Raw genomic sequence first — 16,741 nt, forward strand, 5'->3', positions numbered from 1 at the left:
AATTGAGGGGCTAGGACTTTTGTCCCAGCCTCACTTTTCTCACAGCGGAAAGTTCCAGTAGATGAATGTCTTAAATAATTAGAATTCATTTTTTTTACCAATGAATCTACTAGCTAATTTTATGTAAATTGTTTATCAATATCTTAAAAAGAGAACCTCTCGGTTCTCTTTTCATTATTTCTTGAAATCATAGTCTTTTAAGATTTCAATTTTTTCAATTTTGATATCTGTTTTTGGTTTGTCCTTATCATCAGTTTCGGCAGAGGCGATTTTATCGACCACATCCATGCCATCGATCACTTGGCCAAAGACAGTGTAGTTACCACCATCGAGGGTTGGATTTCCACCATTTTTATAAGCATCGATGATCTTAGCTGGGAAGCGGTCAGTTGGGAGTTTACTTGAAATATCATCCTTATTTTGGTTGATATAGAATTGACTACCATTGGTATTTGGACCAGAATTGGCCATGGCAAGGGCTCCACGAAGGTTGTAAAGGTATGGAGAATACTCATTTTCAAAACCAGTACCTGAATCTTTGGATTTGTCTTTGCCCTTCCAGATGGATTCGCCACCAGTACCATCTCCCTTAGGATCCCCAGTTTGGATCATAAAGTTGTTAATAACACGGTGGAAAAGCAAGCCATTGTAGTAGCCTTCTTTTGCATGGGTCAAGAAGTTTTCAACTGCAAGGGGCGCATATTTAGGGAAGAGCTTCACAGTGATATCGCCTTCAGTTGTTGTGATTTTAACCTCTGCTTCGTCTTCAGCCACATCAGTTGAGAGTTGTGGGAAGACGGCATTTTCATTGGTCATGGCATCGTTAAAATCTTTGCGCAGTTGTTCTAATTTCTTTTGTTCTTGTTCAATTTTCTTTTGATCTTTTTCACTAGAGCTAGAAGTTGCTGTCTGCTCTGTCTTTTCTTTGCTTGAACTTGAAGAGTTAGCATCAGTCTTATTAGACGAACAAGCTGTCAAAGCCAAGCCGGAAAATAATAGTAGTGCGATTAATTTTTTCATATTCTTCCTTTCCAACATAGTTGTCTTTCTCTATTGTACCTTAATTTTGCGATACTTTCAAATCTGGACGGGATTCTCTATTTTCTGAGGTTGTTTCAAGACCGATAACATTTGATAAATCACTAATTAAGAAGGAAGTTGCGTATAGATGGAAAATTCGGTATGATGGAAAGTGCTTTTAGAGTTGTGAAATAGATTTTTTATAGAGGAAGAATATCATAAATGAAACAACCACGTAAATTTTATATTTACTCGAGAAGTTCACTGTATTTTTTGATCTTTTTGGCAGTGTCGATGCTCATCGCTGTCATCCAATTACTGATTGAAGATAATTTTTTTGAAAACCTAATAGCCTTATTGGCTGCTTGTTTTCTTCTAGTGACAGTTGGCTGGATTGCTTTTTCATCGATGGGAAGAATAGAGATTAGGAACTCAGAAATAGTGGTCGATCGCAATTTCAAGCGCTATCGCCTAGACCCATTCACCATTGTGGTCCGTTTGGGAGAAAAGAATACGTCTCGAGGGATCACCAATTATCCAATTTATGTGGAAGGAAAAGTCATAGGCAATGGGACTTCTGATCGTTCAGTTACACTTAAATTCCTTGGTACCAAACGGAAAAATAAGGAATTACTGAAGTATTATCAAGAGCATCTTCAAGCCCAGGTAGAAGCAAATAAAGCTCTTGAGCAGGAAACTATGGAAGTGGATTTTGAACAGATTGTGTTAGCGTCGAAGGATCGGCAACAATTCCCTTTACGCGATTTGGTCGAATTCGGTGCAGATCAAGGGAATCTCAAAAAAACAGTATTTTATTATCCTAAAGAGAATAAGCTCTATGTCGGAAAAAGTGTTCCATTTCCCATTATCTTTACCCCGAGTGGCGTCCTTTTTTATGGCATTTATCTGTTAACGGATCGAGTATCCTTTCATGGACTCATCCCACTAGTGCTATCGTTTGGATTGATGCTTGTCATCGCTATATGGCAATTGAAACACAGAAGGCAGACGTATACAGTGAATGTCATTCCTTACGATATGCCTGAGCATTATTTTCAAGTACAGAAGTCGAATGGATTGAAAACCTATTTGCTGATTCTTGTTTTTGGACTCATCACTTTAGGATTATCCATCTTATATCTTACCTTCGGAAGTTTTTTGTTATTGTTTATAAGTTTTTTGATGTGGTATCTCTTTGTTGTGTTAACATTATCTGGCCAATTCAAGAAAACACATTATTTAAAAATTTTGGAAAAGAAATATTCCCCTTAATTTTTTAGCATTCGTCACCCGTGAGGGTGATTTCTTTTTGGTCTAAATCACTAATTAAGAAGGAAGTTGCGTAGAGATGGAAAATTCGGTATGATGGGAGATAACACTAAAAGAGGTATCATTAAATGAGTTATAGCAAATTAAGAAAAAAATATGTCATAATAATCTGGATTGGGATTATCAGTTTATTTGTAGGCCATTTCTATTTATCTAGTCTGTATCCGGATCATCAAGACTTTTATTCGAATACCTTGCTAGTAGTGCTTGGTCTTATATTCCTTCTTTTTGTTTTGATGAATAGATGGTTTGGAAAAGAATGTCTTAAGATTTTAAATGCTTCGACTGGAATCGATTTTTGGTATGAATGTGCACAATCTGGAAGTCGTGCTAGATTTAGTTTAAGCAAAAAAGCTGCCCATCTTGCTAGTGTAATATATTGCTACATGATTGGAGATTTCTCATCTGCAATCGATCGAATAGAGTTTTTACAAAATCAAAACATAGCTAGGACTGATCGTTCATCCCTCTTGGGAATTTTCGTAAAATCTTCCCTACTTTCAGGAAAAACCATCAGCAAGGAAGATATTCAGAAGAAGTTTACCTATGTTCCCTTCAAGAATGAAGCAGAAAAAGAAGAAGTTATTCAGAAGCAACTGGCCATCTATGACATCCTTGTGGACCAGCAACCCAATGATTATTTTGATCATGTGACCGGTTCACAGGCTTTTCAACGCTTAGAAAATCGTTATTTTAAAGGATTAAATACCTATTTAAAGGGAGATATGGAGCTGGCTGTTTCTTTATTTGAAGAGATAGCGCAAGAAGATGAGCGTCTGTATTTTGTCCAGATGGCCAAGCAATGGTTAGCGAGTGAAGATCACTCTTTATCTGCTCTTATGCTAGATCCAAAGCTGGAGTCTGAGAGACTTGCGACTCTAACAGCTGATCTGCCTCTTCCTGAGGCGGAACTTCCCAAAAAGAAGGGGAAAAAGAAATGGAAATGGTTATTGTTGATTTTTCCGATTCTTTTTGTCGGAGCGATCATCATGAACTTGGTGGAGTCCAATCGGCCAATTAATGGAATCTATTATTTGTCGGTTGACAATATGGAGACAAAAACTGCCTCGCTTAATAAAGAATCCTGGATCAAGATTGATGGAGATCATGTGATAGTGAAGGAGAAGGGCGAGGAGAAGACTTATCCTTTTGATCGAGAAGATATCGAGTTGACCGTCGATGGAAAGCAATATGATGGAATTTTACAATGGGGTTCTCTGTCGCTTTTCGAGCAGTCTGACTCTTCACATGATATTCGTACTTACGTGAGTCGGTACAGTCCGATGTATTCCGGATACGAAAAAGGAACGGTCAGAGTTGAAAAACATTAAAAAGTGTTAAAATGGCGTAAGCTAAAAAGTATACCTAGAAGTCTGAGGGAAAAAATAAAAAATGTATTCAAAAAAATTGAAGAAATCAATCTTTAAAGCCAATTTTTATGAAAGTCGTCGTTTACGTCATGATGGCTTTATCGATTATATGGTCAAGGACACAAATAGTCGAAAAATCTACACAAAGCCATTTAGTATTGCGAGAAAACTATTTTCATTTATGGGGATTTTGTTCCTGTTTGGACTATCTGCAATAACCGATTCAAATATTGCATATCCACAGAATGGCATGACTGTGAAAACTTGGGGCATCAATTTTTTACCATTCTGGTTATTTTTCTTGTGCGGTTTTTTGTGGTATGCCATAAGTAAAGTCAATTGTAGAAAACAATACATTGCAAAAGTTCCATATGTTAGCATTCTAAATGGAAACTTGTATATAATATGGATGATATTGTTTGTTAATTTATTATTTATTAGTGCTTTTGGGAGAACTTTAACCATTCCTGGTTTACTTGTAATTTATTCTCTAATTGGAATCATTGATGGGATGATTATTCGAAAAAGAATATCTTCAATTCGAACTCGATTATATGAAAAACAAACTGATAATGGTTCTCAATCTAAACAAATTCAATTAGTTACAGGATTTGCTGGAGGAATTGTTGCAATTTGGATGGTTTTAAAATTCTTTTTTCCACAAATCGGAGAAGTTAGAACCGATATTGTAGGTGTAGTATCAGTGATTGGTATGCTATTTCTAATGAATGTGATATTTTTGGGTATGTATTTTATATTACTTTTGCCCCATTCACTGTATGGTTACTACCGAAATAAATATTCAGAAGAATATCGCGAGTTCGAAGGAAAGTCGCTGGAAGAATGGTATGGCAAACAATACCTGAAAAAACACAAGGAGTTATTGGAGAATGAATAAGAATTTTAACCAGATGTCATTTGATGAATTGAAATGCTACCGTAGAGAAGGTTTATGGAGATCTTTGGGACTATTGCTGGTCATTTTTTTAGTGATTGTGGGAATGGTCTTGATGGAAGTGAATCATGTTTCTCCGTCCAATCAGAATCGTTTTCGGGTTATTGGGTTGACAACGGTCATTGCGCTCTTTGGCTACCTGATGCCTCTGATGGCAGCAAATCGTGTGATGCGAGACCATCCGGATTGGGTTAAGAAATCGGGGATTCGAGCAAAAATTCCCTTGCCGATGTCTTGGCATATCACAAGATTTTGCGTTCTTGGAGCGAGTCTCTTGGTGATTGGAGTAGGATTTGCCTCGCTATACAAACCACAAATTCCGCAGACAAATTTACAAGATCAAATTGATATGATTCAAACGGATCATGACCTGGAAAGAGAACAAAAAGTCGACCAAGTTCTAGATACTATCACACCGAATGATAAAAAATCTGAATGAAATCCATTTTACATTAGGCACCTGTCATCAGGAAGTTTTCTTGATCGACAGGTTCTTTTTATTTTGTTATGATACAGTCAATGATAGATAGGAGAGACTTATGACGACTATTTCAGATGTAATGGAAAAATTTTACTCCGATCACGAGGTGAAACCCTATATTTCACCTGAGAGGGATTTGGAAGCTTGGTTGTTGGATCCAAAGCCTGTTTCCAAACGGAATATGGAGCTACTTCGAGATGGCTTGCTTGCTGGGGATATCATTCTCTTGTGGCGAATCCATTTTGGAACCTTTACGACAGAGACTTGGTTTCCTAAGTACTTCGAATATACTTATGGGATTCATGCGTCGGAACACTTGAAGGCTTTAGTGGAGAAGGGCTATACTTTTATTGAATCCGCTTTTGATTCACTGGACCATATCAATGCGACCATGAAAAAAGCCATTCTCAAAAAGAAGGGAGTTGCGGGTTTATCCAAGATGAAAGCAGCTGATTTGAATCAAGCTTTGGCTGACCATTTTACGGAGGAAGAACTGACGGAGCAGTTCACAATTCGGGGTTATCAGTTGACGGACAAAGGAAAGCAAGCGCTGAAAGACTATCAAGCCATCATTGACCGCCACCCAAAGAAAAACATCTAAAACAGTGCCCACTCGGTGCTGTTTTTTTACTTTATGCTGCAAAAATGAGGAAATGATTTTACTAGAGAACTGGCTTGGAATTGTGATATAATAAAGGTTATGGCAAACAATAATCAATCAAAAAAAACACGGTCGACGAGACGACTGTCCAAAGCAGAATTAGAAAGAAAAAAAGCGATTCATCGCATGATTGCGACCATTCTCATTAGTCTGGTTTTAGTCTTTGCAGCCTTGAAATTGGGGGCAGTAGGGGTCTTGGCCTACAACTTGATCCGACTCTTTGTTGGGAGTTTGGCTTACTTGGCTATTTTAGCGACCTTTTTCTACCTCTATGCCTTTAAATGGCTGGACAAACACGAAGGGGTTATTTCAGGATTCCTAAGCTTCTTTGCTGGGGTTCTCTTGATGTTTCAGGCCTTCTTTGTATCCTCCCTTCATTTAGACAATAATGGAATCAAGGTCACCTTTTCAAGAATCATGGCAGACTTGATTCATCTGCGGGTGGAGAGCTTTGCCGGTGGTGGTATGATCGGTGCCCTTCTTTATGCTCCGATTTCCTTCCTCTTTTCAAATATTGGCTCTTATTTTATTGGCCTTCTCTTTATTGGATTGGGGATTCTCTTGATGAGTCCCTACTCCATCTATGATTTGTTTGAAAAGGGATCGGAAGCCTTCCACGCTTCTATGGAAAAACGCAAAGAACGTCGCGAGCAGAAATTCCTTGAAAAAGAAGCGAGAGCTGCCGAGGAAGCTGCTGCAGCTGAACGAGAGCAAGAAGAAGCAAGTGCAGTTCTTACAACTCCCCTTTCAATGGAAGGGCATCCTGTAGACCCTGAAACGGGAGAGGTGCTGGCGGCGGAAGAGCCGTTCACAGAGACCTTCCCAGAAGCCGAAATTTTCGCACCAGCAACACCAGAGATCTACCTGCCAGATGAAGAATGGCCTGAAGAGCCTGAAGCATACGAAGAGCTTCCGGAAGCCGAAGAATTCGAGGACGATGGGGAAGAAGTTCAAGTGGATTTCACGCCTAAGGAACTCCTCCAGTACAAGCTTCCAACCATTGATCTCTTCGCACCTGACAAGCCCAAAAATCAATCCAAAGAGAAAAACATCGTTCGCCAGAACATCCGCATTTTGGAAGAGACCTTTGCAAGCTTCAATATCAAGGCGACAGTGGAGCGGGCAGAGATCGGTCCTTCTGTCACCAAGTATGAAGTCAAGCCAGCTGTTGGTGTGCGGGTCAACCGCATCTCTAACCTAGCAGATGATTTGGCCTTGGCCCTAGCAGCCAAGGATGTGCGGATTGAAGCACCGATTCCAGGGAAGTCTCTGGTCGGGATTGAAGTGCCCAACTCAGAGATTGCGACGGTTTCCTTCCGTGAATTGTGGGAGCAGTCCAAAACAGATCCAGCTAAACTCCTTGAGATTCCTCTTGGGAAGGCTGTAGATGGTTCAGCTCGAACCTTTGATTTGGCTCGGATGCCCCACCTCTTGGTAGCGGGTTCTACTGGATCTGGTAAGTCAGTAGCGGTCAATGGGATTATTTCGAGTATCCTGATGAAGGCTCGTCCGGACGAAGTCAAGTTTATGATGGTCGATCCAAAGATGGTGGAGCTTTCTGTCTACAATGATATTCCTCACCTCTTGATTCCTGTGGTGACCAACCCACGTAAGGCCAGTCGAGCCCTGCAGAAGGTCGTTGACGAGATGGAAAATCGCTACGAGCTCTTCTCGAAAGTGGGTGCTCGCAATATTGCTGGCTTTAATGCCAAGGTGGCTGAGTACAATGCCCAGTCTGAGATGAAGCAAGTGCCCCTTCCTTTGATCGTGGTCATTGTCGACGAGTTAGCAGACTTGATGATGGTCGCAAGTAAAGAAGTGGAAGATGCTATTATTCGCCTTGGACAAAAGGCGCGTGCGGCGGGGATCCACATGATCCTTGCGACTCAGCGGCCATCGGTTGACGTTATCTCAGGTTTGATTAAGGCCAATGTGCCTTCACGTGTCGCTTTTGCGGTATCATCTGGAACCGACTCACGGACCATCTTGGATGAAAATGGCGCAGAGAAACTGCTCGGTCGTGGGGACATGCTCTTTAAACCGATCGATGAAAACCACCCAATCCGTCTACAAGGATCCTTTATCTCAGATGACGATGTGGAGCGGATTGTCAACTTTGTCAAAGAGCAGGCAGAAGCCGATTATGATGATGCCTTTGATCCAGGCGAAGTATCCGAGTCAGACTTTGATGGAGGCATGGGTAGCTCCGACGAGGGTGATCCTCTCTTTGAAGAGGCCAAGGCACTCGTCATCGAGACCCAAAAAGCCAGTGCTTCGATGATCCAGCGCCGTTTATCGGTTGGTTTTAACCGAGCGACTCGCCTCATGGAAGAGTTGGAAGCAGCGGGTGTGATTGGACCAGCTGAAGGAACCAAGCCTCGAAAAGTATTGCAACAATCATAAGGATAGGGAAAAAGGGCATATGTCCCACTCCCTTTTCTTTTTATAGAAAATAGAAAGTAGGACCAGATGAAGTTAGACACGATTCATCATATTGCCATCATTGGACGGGATCGCGACGCTATGCTGCATTTTTATGTGGACCAGTTGGGCTTTGCGATTGTCAGTGAGTATGACCGTCCCGAACGCGGAGATATCTTGATCAATCTCCGTCAGGGTCAGCTGACTTTAGAACTCTTTATCAAACCGACGGCCCCAGAACGGCCTAAGCTCCCCTTGCCCGAGCATGCGGGACTGCGTCATCTGGCCTTTCAAGTGGACGATGTAGAGACCTATCTAGCTAGATTGGATCAGCTAGGTATTGAGAATACAGGCCTTCGCTATGATGATTTTGATGGCAAGAAGATGGCATTTTTCTTCGATCCAGAAGGATTGCCCTTGGAAATACATGAGTGAGGAAAGCAATGGTTAGATTAGAAGGACTCAGTCAGGAAGAAGTAGCGAAAAAGATCCAAGAGGGCAAGCAAAATAAGGTCACGATTAAGACAGAAAAAAGTGTAGGGCAGATCATTCGAGACAATGTCTTTACTTACTTTAATCTGATTTTCCTGGTATTGGCGGTCTTGCTGGTAGCAGTGAAGTCTTGGAACAATCTCTTGTTTGTCCCGGTCGTCGTGGTCAACTCCTTGGTAGGAATTGTGCAGGAAGTCCGCTCTAGACGGATCTTGCGTCAGATGCAATTTCTGCATATGAGTGAGGCGAACGTTCTTCGAGAAGGAAAAGAAGTCGCTCTACCGATCGATCAGCTGGTGGAGGGCGATCTGGTTCGCTTTCAAGCTGGAGATCAGATCTATGCGGATGGGGTCTTGCTGGAGGGCGAGCTAAAAGTCGATGAGTCGCAATTGACCGGTGAAGCCGATGAGGTCAAAAAAGGAGCGCAAGATGCGCTCATGTCAGGTAGTTTTGTGATCGCTGGCCAAGGACTAGCGCGATTGGAAAAAGTTGGGAACGACTCCTATATCAACCAATTGAGCCTGGAAGCCAAGCAGGTCAAGTCTCATGAGGAGTCTGATATGGTCCATGCGGTCAACCGAATCGTGGGGATCATCGGCCTTCTCATCATTCCGCTAGGTTCGCTCCTTTTTCTTCGCAGCTATATCAGCCTAGGCGATAGTCTCAAGCTCAGTGTGACTTCAACAGTCGGGGCCTTGATCGGGATGATTCCAGAAGGCTTGTATCTCTTGATGACCTTGGCGCTGGCTCTGGGTGCTGTCAGATTGGCTAAGGAAAAGGTCCTGCTCAATAGTATGAAGGGGATTGAGACCTTATCGCGCGTGGATGTCCTTTGTGTCGATAAGACAGGGACTATTACAGAGCCTGGTATGGAAGTGACAGAGATTCGTCCGGCAAAAGACGCTCAAGACTTGGAAGCTCTAGCTCAGTATGTAGAAGCTAGTATGGATCAAAACGATACCATGGATGCGATCCGAAAATTCCACAAGATGCCAGTCAGCCGTCCTTGGAAGCCTCTTGAAATACTGCCCTTTACGTCTAAGAAAAAGTATGGGGCCATTGCCTTTGAATCGGGGATCTATGTATTAGGCGCACCAGAATTTGTCTTAAGAGAAGGCTTCTCTGAGCTTGAAAAAGAGATTGCCCCAGCTACGCAGGCAGGTAATCGGGTCTTGGCCTTTGGGAAATATAGGGGAGAAGACCTTAGAGAGACGTTAGAGGCTCCTGTAGATTTAGTAGCCTGGATTATTCTCTCCAATCCTTTGAGAAAAAATGCCAAAGAAACATTTGCCTACTTTAAAGAACAAGGTGTAACCATTAAGGTCATTTCAGGGGACAACCCTGCTACCGTCTCAGCTATTGCACAAAAAGCAGGCATTGAAGGAGCAGAAGACTTGATCGATGCCAGAACCTTACTGACGGAAGAAGACTTGCACCAAGCTGCGAACCAGTATACAGTCTTTGGTCGGGTGACCCCAGAGCAAAAGAAAAGCCTTGTAGAAGGCTTGCAGGCAAAAGGACACAAGGTCGCTATGACCGGAGATGGTGTTAACGATATTTTAGCCTTAAAAACAGCGGATTGTAGTATTGCGATGGAATCTGGAAATGATGCGACCAAAAAGATGGCGCAAGTGGTCTTACTGGATTCTGACTTTGGGAAGATGCCGTCTATCGTGGCAGAAGGTCGGCGGGTGGTCAATAATATTCAGCGATCAGCTAGTCTCTTTTTGATCAAGAATATCTTCTCCATTTTGTTGGCTATCTCAGTGACGCTCTTAGCCTTTACCTATCCCATCATGCCGTCGCAGATGTCTTTGATCAGTGGTTTTACAATTGGGATTCCAGGATTCTTCCTGGCGCTTGAGCCCAATAGCGAGCGCATCAAGGGGCGCTTTATCGAAACGGTCTTTAAAAATGCACTGCCTGCTGCCTTGACGGATTTTATACTGATCTTTAGTCTGATTTTGCTCTCTTCAGCATTTGGTATGAAATCGGAAGAGCTCTCGAGTGCAGCCATCTGCTTGATGGCCTTTGTCGGTTTTACCATCATCTACCAAGAATCCCAGCCTCTCAATCACTACAAAAGACTGGTTCTCCTAGGAAATATCCTAGCTTTTCTGGTTTCAAGTAGTATCCTAGGTAAATTCTTTAACATGAGCCCCTTGAGACTTCAAACGCTGCTTATCTGCGCCATCATGGCGGCTCTCGCTCTCGTCTTAATTCAAGTATTTAAGAAGTTAGTGGGCTGGTTCTTTCATCGGAAGAAATAAAAGAAAGAGAGTGGGACAGAAATCGGTCATTCGTTAGAATTCGATTTCGTCGTCCCACCTCCGCACAGTTGTGTAGGGCTGTAACAGCTGATGAAATCAGCGTAGTAGAGCCCACTCAACCGCTGCGTCTTGCTCGACAATTCAAAGACAACTGAGAGGCTAGGACTTTTGTCCCAGCCTCATTTTGGTATTAAATAAACAAACTAGCTGTTAAGATCAGATAGAGTAAGAAGGTAACTAGAAATCCAGCACGCCAGAAGTATTTGATAAATCTAGGGTAATAAAAACACTTTTTCTTTTTTAAGAAATAAATCGTTAGCCCCAAAGCTAAAAGCGAAAGGCTTAAAGCTAGCAGCGGCAAGAGGCTGTGATAAAAGGCGCTGTCTGAGATCAGGTAGTACTCTAGGGCAAATAAAGGAAAGGCAATATCGGTCGATCGCCATCCTCTTTTCTGAAGCTTAAAGAGGTGAACAATGATGCCGCTCAGAATCAGCGTTAAAAAAATAAATAATACAGAAGCAACTTTGATTAACATAGCTTCATTCTATCATAAAACGAAAAAAAAGTTTACTATATTTTAATTTTTTCTTGCAAAAAATGAGAAATCGTGTATAATAGAAAGGTATGCACAAAGCATACTTGTGGGAGGTAAAAATCTGTAATTACCGCCAAAACCACAAAGGAGGATTTAAGAAATGGCTAAAAAAGTCGAAAAACTTGTAAAATTGCAAATCCCTGCTGGTAAAGCTACTCCAGCTCCACCGGTTGGTCCAGCGCTTGGTCAAGCAGGTATCAACATCATGGGATTCACTAAAGAGTTTAACGCTCGTACAGCTGATCAAGCTGGTATGATCATCCCAGTTGTTATCACTGTTTATGAAGACAAATCATTCGATTTCGTTACAAAAACACCACCAGCTGCTGTTCTTTTGAAAAAAGCTGCAGGTGTTGAAAAAGGTTCAGGTACACCGAACAAAACGAAAGTTGCAACTGTAACTCGTGCACAAGTACAACAAATCGCTGAAACTAAGATGCCAGATTTGAACGCTGCAAACATTGAGTCTGCAATGCGTATGATCGAAGGTACTGCTCGTTCTATGGGATTCACTGTTACTGACTAATTGTAACAATCCTATTTGCCCGCAATACACTTGATCAAATGACGAGTGACGTGGGAGATGAAAATCGATATGACCACATTACAAGGAGAAAGATAAAATGGCTAAAAAAAGCAAACAACTTCGTGCTGCTCTTGAAAAAATCGACAGCACAAAAGTCTACAGCGTAGAAGAAGCTGTAGCTCTTGCAAAAGAAACTAACTTTGCAAAATTTGACGCAACTGTAGAAGTTGCATACAACTTGAACATCGACGTGAAAAAAGCTGACCAACAAATCCGTGGTGCAATGGTATTGCCAAACGGAACTGGTAAAACAGCTCGCGTACTTGTATTTGCACGTGGTGCAAAAGCTGAAGAAGCAAAAGCTGCTGGTGCAGACTTCGTAGGTGAAGATGACCTTGTTGCGAAAATCAACGATGGTTGGTTGGACTTCGACGTAGTTATCGCTACACCAGATATGATGGCTCTTGTTGGACGTCTTGGACGTGTCCTTGGACCTCGTAACTTGATGCCAAACCCTAAAACTGGTACAGTAACAATGGATGTTGCGAAAGCAGTTGAAGAGTCTAAAGGTGGTAAAATCACTTACCGTGCTGATAAAGCAGGTATCGTTCAAGCGATCATCGGTAAAGTTTCATTCGATGATACTAAATTGGTTGAAAACTTTAAAGCTTTCAACGACACAATCCAAAAAGCAAAACCAGCTACAGCTAAAGGTACTTACGTAACTAGCTTGACTTTGACTACAACTCAAGGTCCTGGTATCAAAGTGGATGTTAACTCACTTTAATTGAAATGAAAAGCTACCTTCGGGTAGCTTTTTTTGTACGCCATTTTTATTTGCTACAGTTGGTAAAACTAATCGGATGGAAAAAAGAAAATTTTGATGGATATGACTATATAAAAAACGTAATTTATGGTAAAATAATACAGATCAAAAAAGGAGAGAGAAAATGGTAGAACCTAAGTATAAACGTATCTTAATCAAGCTATCTGGTGAAGCCCTTGCTGGCGAACGTGGTGTCGGAATCGATATCAAAACTGTCCAAAATATGGCGCAAGAAATCAAGGAAGTTCACGAACTTGGAATTGAAATTGCCTTGGTTATCGGTGGTGGAAACCTTTGGCGTGGAGAACCTGCTGCTGAAGCAGGGATGGATCGTGTCCAAGCAGACTACACAGGCATGCTCGGTACCGTCATGAACGCCCTTGTGATGGCTGATTCGCTTCAACAAGTTGGCGTGGATACCCGTGTTCAAACAGCGATTGCCATGCAACAAGTCGCAGAACCTTATATTCGTGGTCGTGCCCTTCGTCACCTTGAAAAAGATCGAATCGTGATCTTTGGTGCAGGGATCGGTTCTCCATACTTCTCAACAGATACGACTGCAGCCCTTCGTGCAGCTGAGATTGAAGCAGATGCCATCCTCATGGCTAAAAATGGGGTGGATGGTGTTTACAATGCTGATCCGAAAAAAGATGCTTCAGCTGTCAAATTTGAGGAATTGACCCACCGTGATGTGATCAACAAAGGTCTTCGCATTATGGACTCAACAGCCTCCACTCTCTCCATGGACAACGACATTGACTTGGTTGTCTTCAATATGAATGAACCAGGCAATATCAAACGAGTTGTCTTTGGTGAAAATATCGGTACAACCGTATCGAATAACGTAGAAAAATAATAGAAAATAGAGGAAGATTATGGCAAACCCAATTGTAGAAAAAGCAAAAGAAAGAATGACCCAGTCTCACCAAAGTTTGGGACGTGAATTTGGTAGCATCCGTGCTGGACGAGCAAATGCAAGTCTTTTGGATCGTATTTTCGTAGAATACTATGGAGTAGAAACCCCATTGAATCAATTGGCATCTATCACGATTCCAGAAGCGCGTGTCTTGTTGATCACACCATTTGATAAATCATCTTTGAAAGACATCGAGCACAGCATCAATGCATCTGACCTTGGTATCACTCCAGCCAATGATGGATCTGTTATCCGCTTGGTCATCCCAGCTTTGACAGAAGAAACTCGTCGTGACTTGGCAAAAGAAGTGAAAAAAGTAGGTGAAAATGCTAAGGTAGCGATCCGTAACATCCGCCGTGATGCTATGGACGAAGCGAAGAAACAAGAAAAAGCAAAAGAAATCACAGAAGATGAATTGAAAGGTCTTGAAAAAGAGATCCAAAAAGTAACGGATGATGCGGTCAAACATGTAGATGAAATGACAGCTCACAAAGAAAAAGAATTGATGGAAGTTTAATCCATCTCAACCACTACCGGAAAGAAAGACTCAGTTGGCACTGCTGGCTGGGTTTTATTTCCATCATTCTTGTGAAGAGGCAAGAGGAAAGAGGGAAACATGAATACGAATCTAGCAAGCTACATCATGGGAATGGTCATTGATGAAAATGATCGCTTCTATTTTGTTCAAAAAGATGGCCAAACCTACGCACTTGATAAAGCAGAAGGCCCGCATCAAGTCGGAGAAAGTGTCAAGGGCTTTGCCTATACCGATATGAAGCAAAAGCTCCGACTCACGACACTTGAAGTCACTGCAACTCAAGAAAGCTTTGGCTGGGGGACGGTCACAGAAGTGCGCAAGGATCTGGGAGTCTTTGTGGATACAGGGCTTCCAGATAAGCAGATTGTTGTCTCACTAGATATCCTACCAGAGATCAAAGACCTATGGCCGAAGAAAGACGATAAACTCTTTGTCCGCTTGGAAGTCGATAAAAAAGACCGGATCTGGGGGATCTTAGCCTATCAGGAAGATTTCCAGCGTTTGGCTCGTCCAGCCTACAACAATATGCAAAACCAAAACTGGCCAGCTATTGTCTATCGCTTGAAATTGTCTGGGACTTTTGTTTACCTTCCAGAGAACAATATGCTGGGCTTTATTCATCCGAGTGAGCGCTACGCAGAACCACGCTTGGGACAAGTTCTAGATGCCCGGGTCATTGGATTCCGTGAGGTAGATCGGACCTTGAACTTGTCACTGAAGCCACGCTCCTTTGAAATGTTGGAAAACGATGCCCAAATGATTTTGACCTATTTGGAAGCCAATGGAGGCTTTATGACTTTGAATGATAAGTCATCTCCAGAAGAGATCAAGGCAACTTTTGGGATTTCAAAAGGGCAGTTCAAAAAGGCTTTGGGTGGGCTGATGAAGGCTAAAAAAATCAAGCAAGACCAATTTGGAACAGAGTTGATCTAAGAGGAGGCTTATGCGAAAATCGTTTTATACTTGGCTGATGACGGAGCGCAATCCTAAAAGCAATGCTCCTAAGGCCATTTTAGCGGATCTTGCATTTCATGAGTCCGCTTTTCCCAAGCATACAGATGACTTCGACGAAGTCAGTCGCTATCTAGAAGAGCATGCCAGCTTTTCATTTAATCTTAGCGATTTTGATGCGATTTGGGAAGAATACCAAGCCCATTAGAAAAGGACAGGTCGAGGATGGTTTTTTCTCGACCTCTTTGTTATAATAATAGAAAAACACAGGTAGAGAGGTTCTTTATTTGCAAGAACATTCAGTTGAAATTACATTAACGCATCCAGACGATCTCTTTCATTTGTTTGGATCCAACGAACGCCATCTCCGTTTGATGGAGCAAGAATTTGGGGTGACTATTCATGCCCGGACAGAAATCGTCCAAATCATTGGGGAAGAGGAAAACTGCGAGCAGGTTCGTCAGGTCATCCAGGCTCTCTTGGTCCTCGTCAACCGTGGCATGACCATTGGAACGCCAGATGTGGTGACCGCCATTACCATGGTGAGAAATGGGGAATTGGATAAGTTCATCGCTCTCTATGAAGAAGAGATTATCAAGGATAGTTACGGCAAGCCCATTCGGGTTAAAACGCTGGGTCAAAAGATTTATGTCGATAGTGTCAAAAATCATGATGTCACCTTTGGAATCGGACCAGCGGGGACTGGGAAAACCTTCCTAGCTGTGACCTTGGCCGTGACCGCCCTCAAGCGTGGTCAGGTTAAGCGAATCATTTTGACTCGTCCAGCTGTGGAAGCCGGAGAAAGCCTTGGTTTCCTTCCAGGAGATCTCAAAGAAAAAGTAGACCCTTATCTCCGTCCGGTCTATGATGCCCTCTATCAAATCTTGGGCAAGGACCAAACAACTCGGATGATGGAGCGCGAGATTATCGAGATAGCTCCCTTAGCTTATATGCGGGGCCGGACCTTGGATGATGCCTTTGTCATTCTCGATGAAGCGCAAAATACCACCATCATGCAGATGAAGATGTTTTTGACCCGTCTTGGTTTTAATTCCAAGATGATTGTTAATGGGGATACCAGCCAGATCGACCTTCCGCGAAATGTGAAATCCGGATTGATTGATGCTCAGGAGAAATTGAAGAACATTTCTCAAATTGACTTTGTGCATTTCTCTGCCAAGGATGTCGTTCGACATCCGGTAGTAGCAGAGATTATCCGGGCCTACGAGCCAATACCAAATCCAGTGCTCAAAGAAAAACCGGATGTGGAAGAAGAAGCAGAATAAAAAGGCAAAGATCAGAGGATCTTTGCCTTAAATTGACGATAAAATCATCTCCTAGCCTTTCCTTAGGTGAGAACGGACGTTAGGTGAAATTATCCAGTGGATGA

General features: G+C 42.3%; 17 protein-coding genes. 15 read left to right on the top strand and 2 right to left on the bottom strand.

Annotated features, from left to right (window positions below; translation table 11 throughout):
- Window positions 1-174 precede the first annotated feature (174 nt).
- The gene (locus HMPREF2686_RS05845; protein WP_070449670.1) at window positions 175-1,020 is read right to left on the bottom strand and encodes a peptidylprolyl isomerase; all 846 of its coding nucleotides are present in this window, start codon (window positions 1,018-1,020) and stop codon (window positions 175-177) included.
- A gap of 222 nt (window positions 1,021-1,242) precedes the next feature.
- Between HMPREF2686_RS05845 and HMPREF2686_RS05850 the strand changes: the two genes are divergently transcribed.
- The 8 genes from HMPREF2686_RS05850 to HMPREF2686_RS05885 all read left to right on the top strand — a co-directional run bounded on the left by HMPREF2686_RS05850 (window position 1,243) and on the right by HMPREF2686_RS05885 (window position 10,999).
- Entirely contained in the window at window positions 1,243-2,292 is a 1,050-nt protein-coding gene (locus HMPREF2686_RS05850) for a hypothetical protein (RefSeq protein WP_083280263.1), read from the top strand.
- A gap of 125 nt (window positions 2,293-2,417) precedes the next feature.
- Window positions 2,418-3,680 carry a hypothetical protein gene (locus HMPREF2686_RS05855; protein ID WP_070449673.1) on the top strand — a complete coding sequence of 421 codons (1,263 nt, stop codon included), beginning with the start codon at window positions 2,418-2,420 and terminating at the stop codon, window positions 3,678-3,680.
- A 61-nt stretch (window positions 3,681-3,741) separates the two neighbouring features.
- Window positions 3,742-4,617, top strand: a complete 876-nt coding sequence (locus HMPREF2686_RS05860; RefSeq protein WP_261673678.1) for a hypothetical protein — start codon at window positions 3,742-3,744, stop codon at window positions 4,615-4,617.
- Window positions 4,610-5,113 carry a hypothetical protein gene (locus tag HMPREF2686_RS05865; RefSeq protein ID WP_070449677.1) on the top strand — a complete coding sequence of 168 codons (504 nt, stop codon included), beginning with the start codon at window positions 4,610-4,612 and terminating at the stop codon, window positions 5,111-5,113. The genes HMPREF2686_RS05860 and HMPREF2686_RS05865 overlap by 8 nt, the downstream gene beginning before the upstream one ends.
- A gap of 100 nt (window positions 5,114-5,213) precedes the next feature.
- A complete protein-coding gene (locus HMPREF2686_RS05870; protein WP_070449679.1) occupies window positions 5,214-5,756 on the top strand; it encodes a hypothetical protein in 543 nt (180 codons plus the stop codon).
- A gap of 99 nt (window positions 5,757-5,855) precedes the next feature.
- Complete coding sequence (locus HMPREF2686_RS05875; RefSeq protein ID WP_065427338.1) at window positions 5,856-8,219, top strand: DNA translocase FtsK; 2,364 nt, start codon at window positions 5,856-5,858, stop codon at window positions 8,217-8,219.
- 66 nt (window positions 8,220-8,285) lie between these two features.
- Window positions 8,286-8,672 (top strand): SMU1112c/YaeR family gloxylase I-like metalloprotein, encoded by a 387-nt coding sequence (locus HMPREF2686_RS05880; protein ID WP_021153652.1) that lies wholly within the window; start codon window positions 8,286-8,288, stop codon window positions 8,670-8,672.
- Window positions 8,673-8,680: 8 nt separating this feature from the next.
- On the top strand, window positions 8,681-10,999 hold the full coding sequence (locus HMPREF2686_RS05885) for an HAD-IC family P-type ATPase (protein WP_049474321.1): 2,319 nt from the start codon (window positions 8,681-8,683) through the stop codon (window positions 10,997-10,999).
- Between the two features lie 190 nt (window positions 11,000-11,189).
- Here HMPREF2686_RS05885 and HMPREF2686_RS05890 read toward each other — a convergent pair whose 3' ends face one another.
- The gene (locus HMPREF2686_RS05890; RefSeq protein WP_049474322.1) at window positions 11,190-11,534 is read right to left on the bottom strand and encodes a DUF3397 family protein; all 345 of its coding nucleotides are present in this window, start codon (window positions 11,532-11,534) and stop codon (window positions 11,190-11,192) included.
- Window positions 11,535-11,694: 160 nt separating this feature from the next.
- Between HMPREF2686_RS05890 and rplK the strand changes: the two genes are divergently transcribed.
- The 7 genes from rplK (at window position 11,695) to HMPREF2686_RS05925 (ending at window position 16,637) form a co-directional block, all read left to right on the top strand.
- On the top strand, window positions 11,695-12,120 hold the full coding sequence (gene rplK, locus HMPREF2686_RS05895) for a 50S ribosomal protein L11 (RefSeq protein ID WP_003005369.1): 426 nt from the start codon (window positions 11,695-11,697) through the stop codon (window positions 12,118-12,120).
- 97 nt (window positions 12,121-12,217) lie between these two features.
- On the top strand, window positions 12,218-12,907 hold the full coding sequence (rplA, locus tag HMPREF2686_RS05900; protein WP_003005355.1) for a 50S ribosomal protein L1: 690 nt from the start codon (window positions 12,218-12,220) through the stop codon (window positions 12,905-12,907).
- A 163-nt stretch (window positions 12,908-13,070) separates the two neighbouring features.
- The gene (pyrH, locus tag HMPREF2686_RS05905; RefSeq protein ID WP_003005706.1) at window positions 13,071-13,802 is read left to right on the top strand and encodes a UMP kinase; all 732 of its coding nucleotides are present in this window, start codon (window positions 13,071-13,073) and stop codon (window positions 13,800-13,802) included.
- A gap of 19 nt (window positions 13,803-13,821) precedes the next feature.
- Entirely contained in the window at window positions 13,822-14,379 is a 558-nt protein-coding gene (gene frr / locus HMPREF2686_RS05910) for a ribosome recycling factor (RefSeq protein ID WP_003005165.1), read from the top strand.
- Window positions 14,380-14,478: 99 nt separating this feature from the next.
- Window positions 14,479-15,333 (top strand): RNA-binding virulence regulatory protein CvfB, encoded by an 855-nt coding sequence (cvfB, locus tag HMPREF2686_RS05915; protein ID WP_049507496.1) that lies wholly within the window; start codon window positions 14,479-14,481, stop codon window positions 15,331-15,333.
- 10 nt (window positions 15,334-15,343) lie between these two features.
- Window positions 15,344-15,559 (top strand): YozE family protein, encoded by a 216-nt coding sequence (locus HMPREF2686_RS05920; RefSeq protein ID WP_049507495.1) that lies wholly within the window; start codon window positions 15,344-15,346, stop codon window positions 15,557-15,559.
- Window positions 15,560-15,638: 79 nt separating this feature from the next.
- Window positions 15,639-16,637, top strand: a complete 999-nt coding sequence (locus HMPREF2686_RS05925; RefSeq protein WP_049507494.1) for a PhoH family protein — start codon at window positions 15,639-15,641, stop codon at window positions 16,635-16,637.
- Window positions 16,638-16,741 lie beyond the last annotated feature (104 nt).

It is taken from the genome of Streptococcus sp. HMSC057G03, assembly GCF_001808745.1.
GTDB lineage: Bacteria > Bacillota > Bacilli > Lactobacillales > Streptococcaceae > Streptococcus > Streptococcus parasanguinis_Z.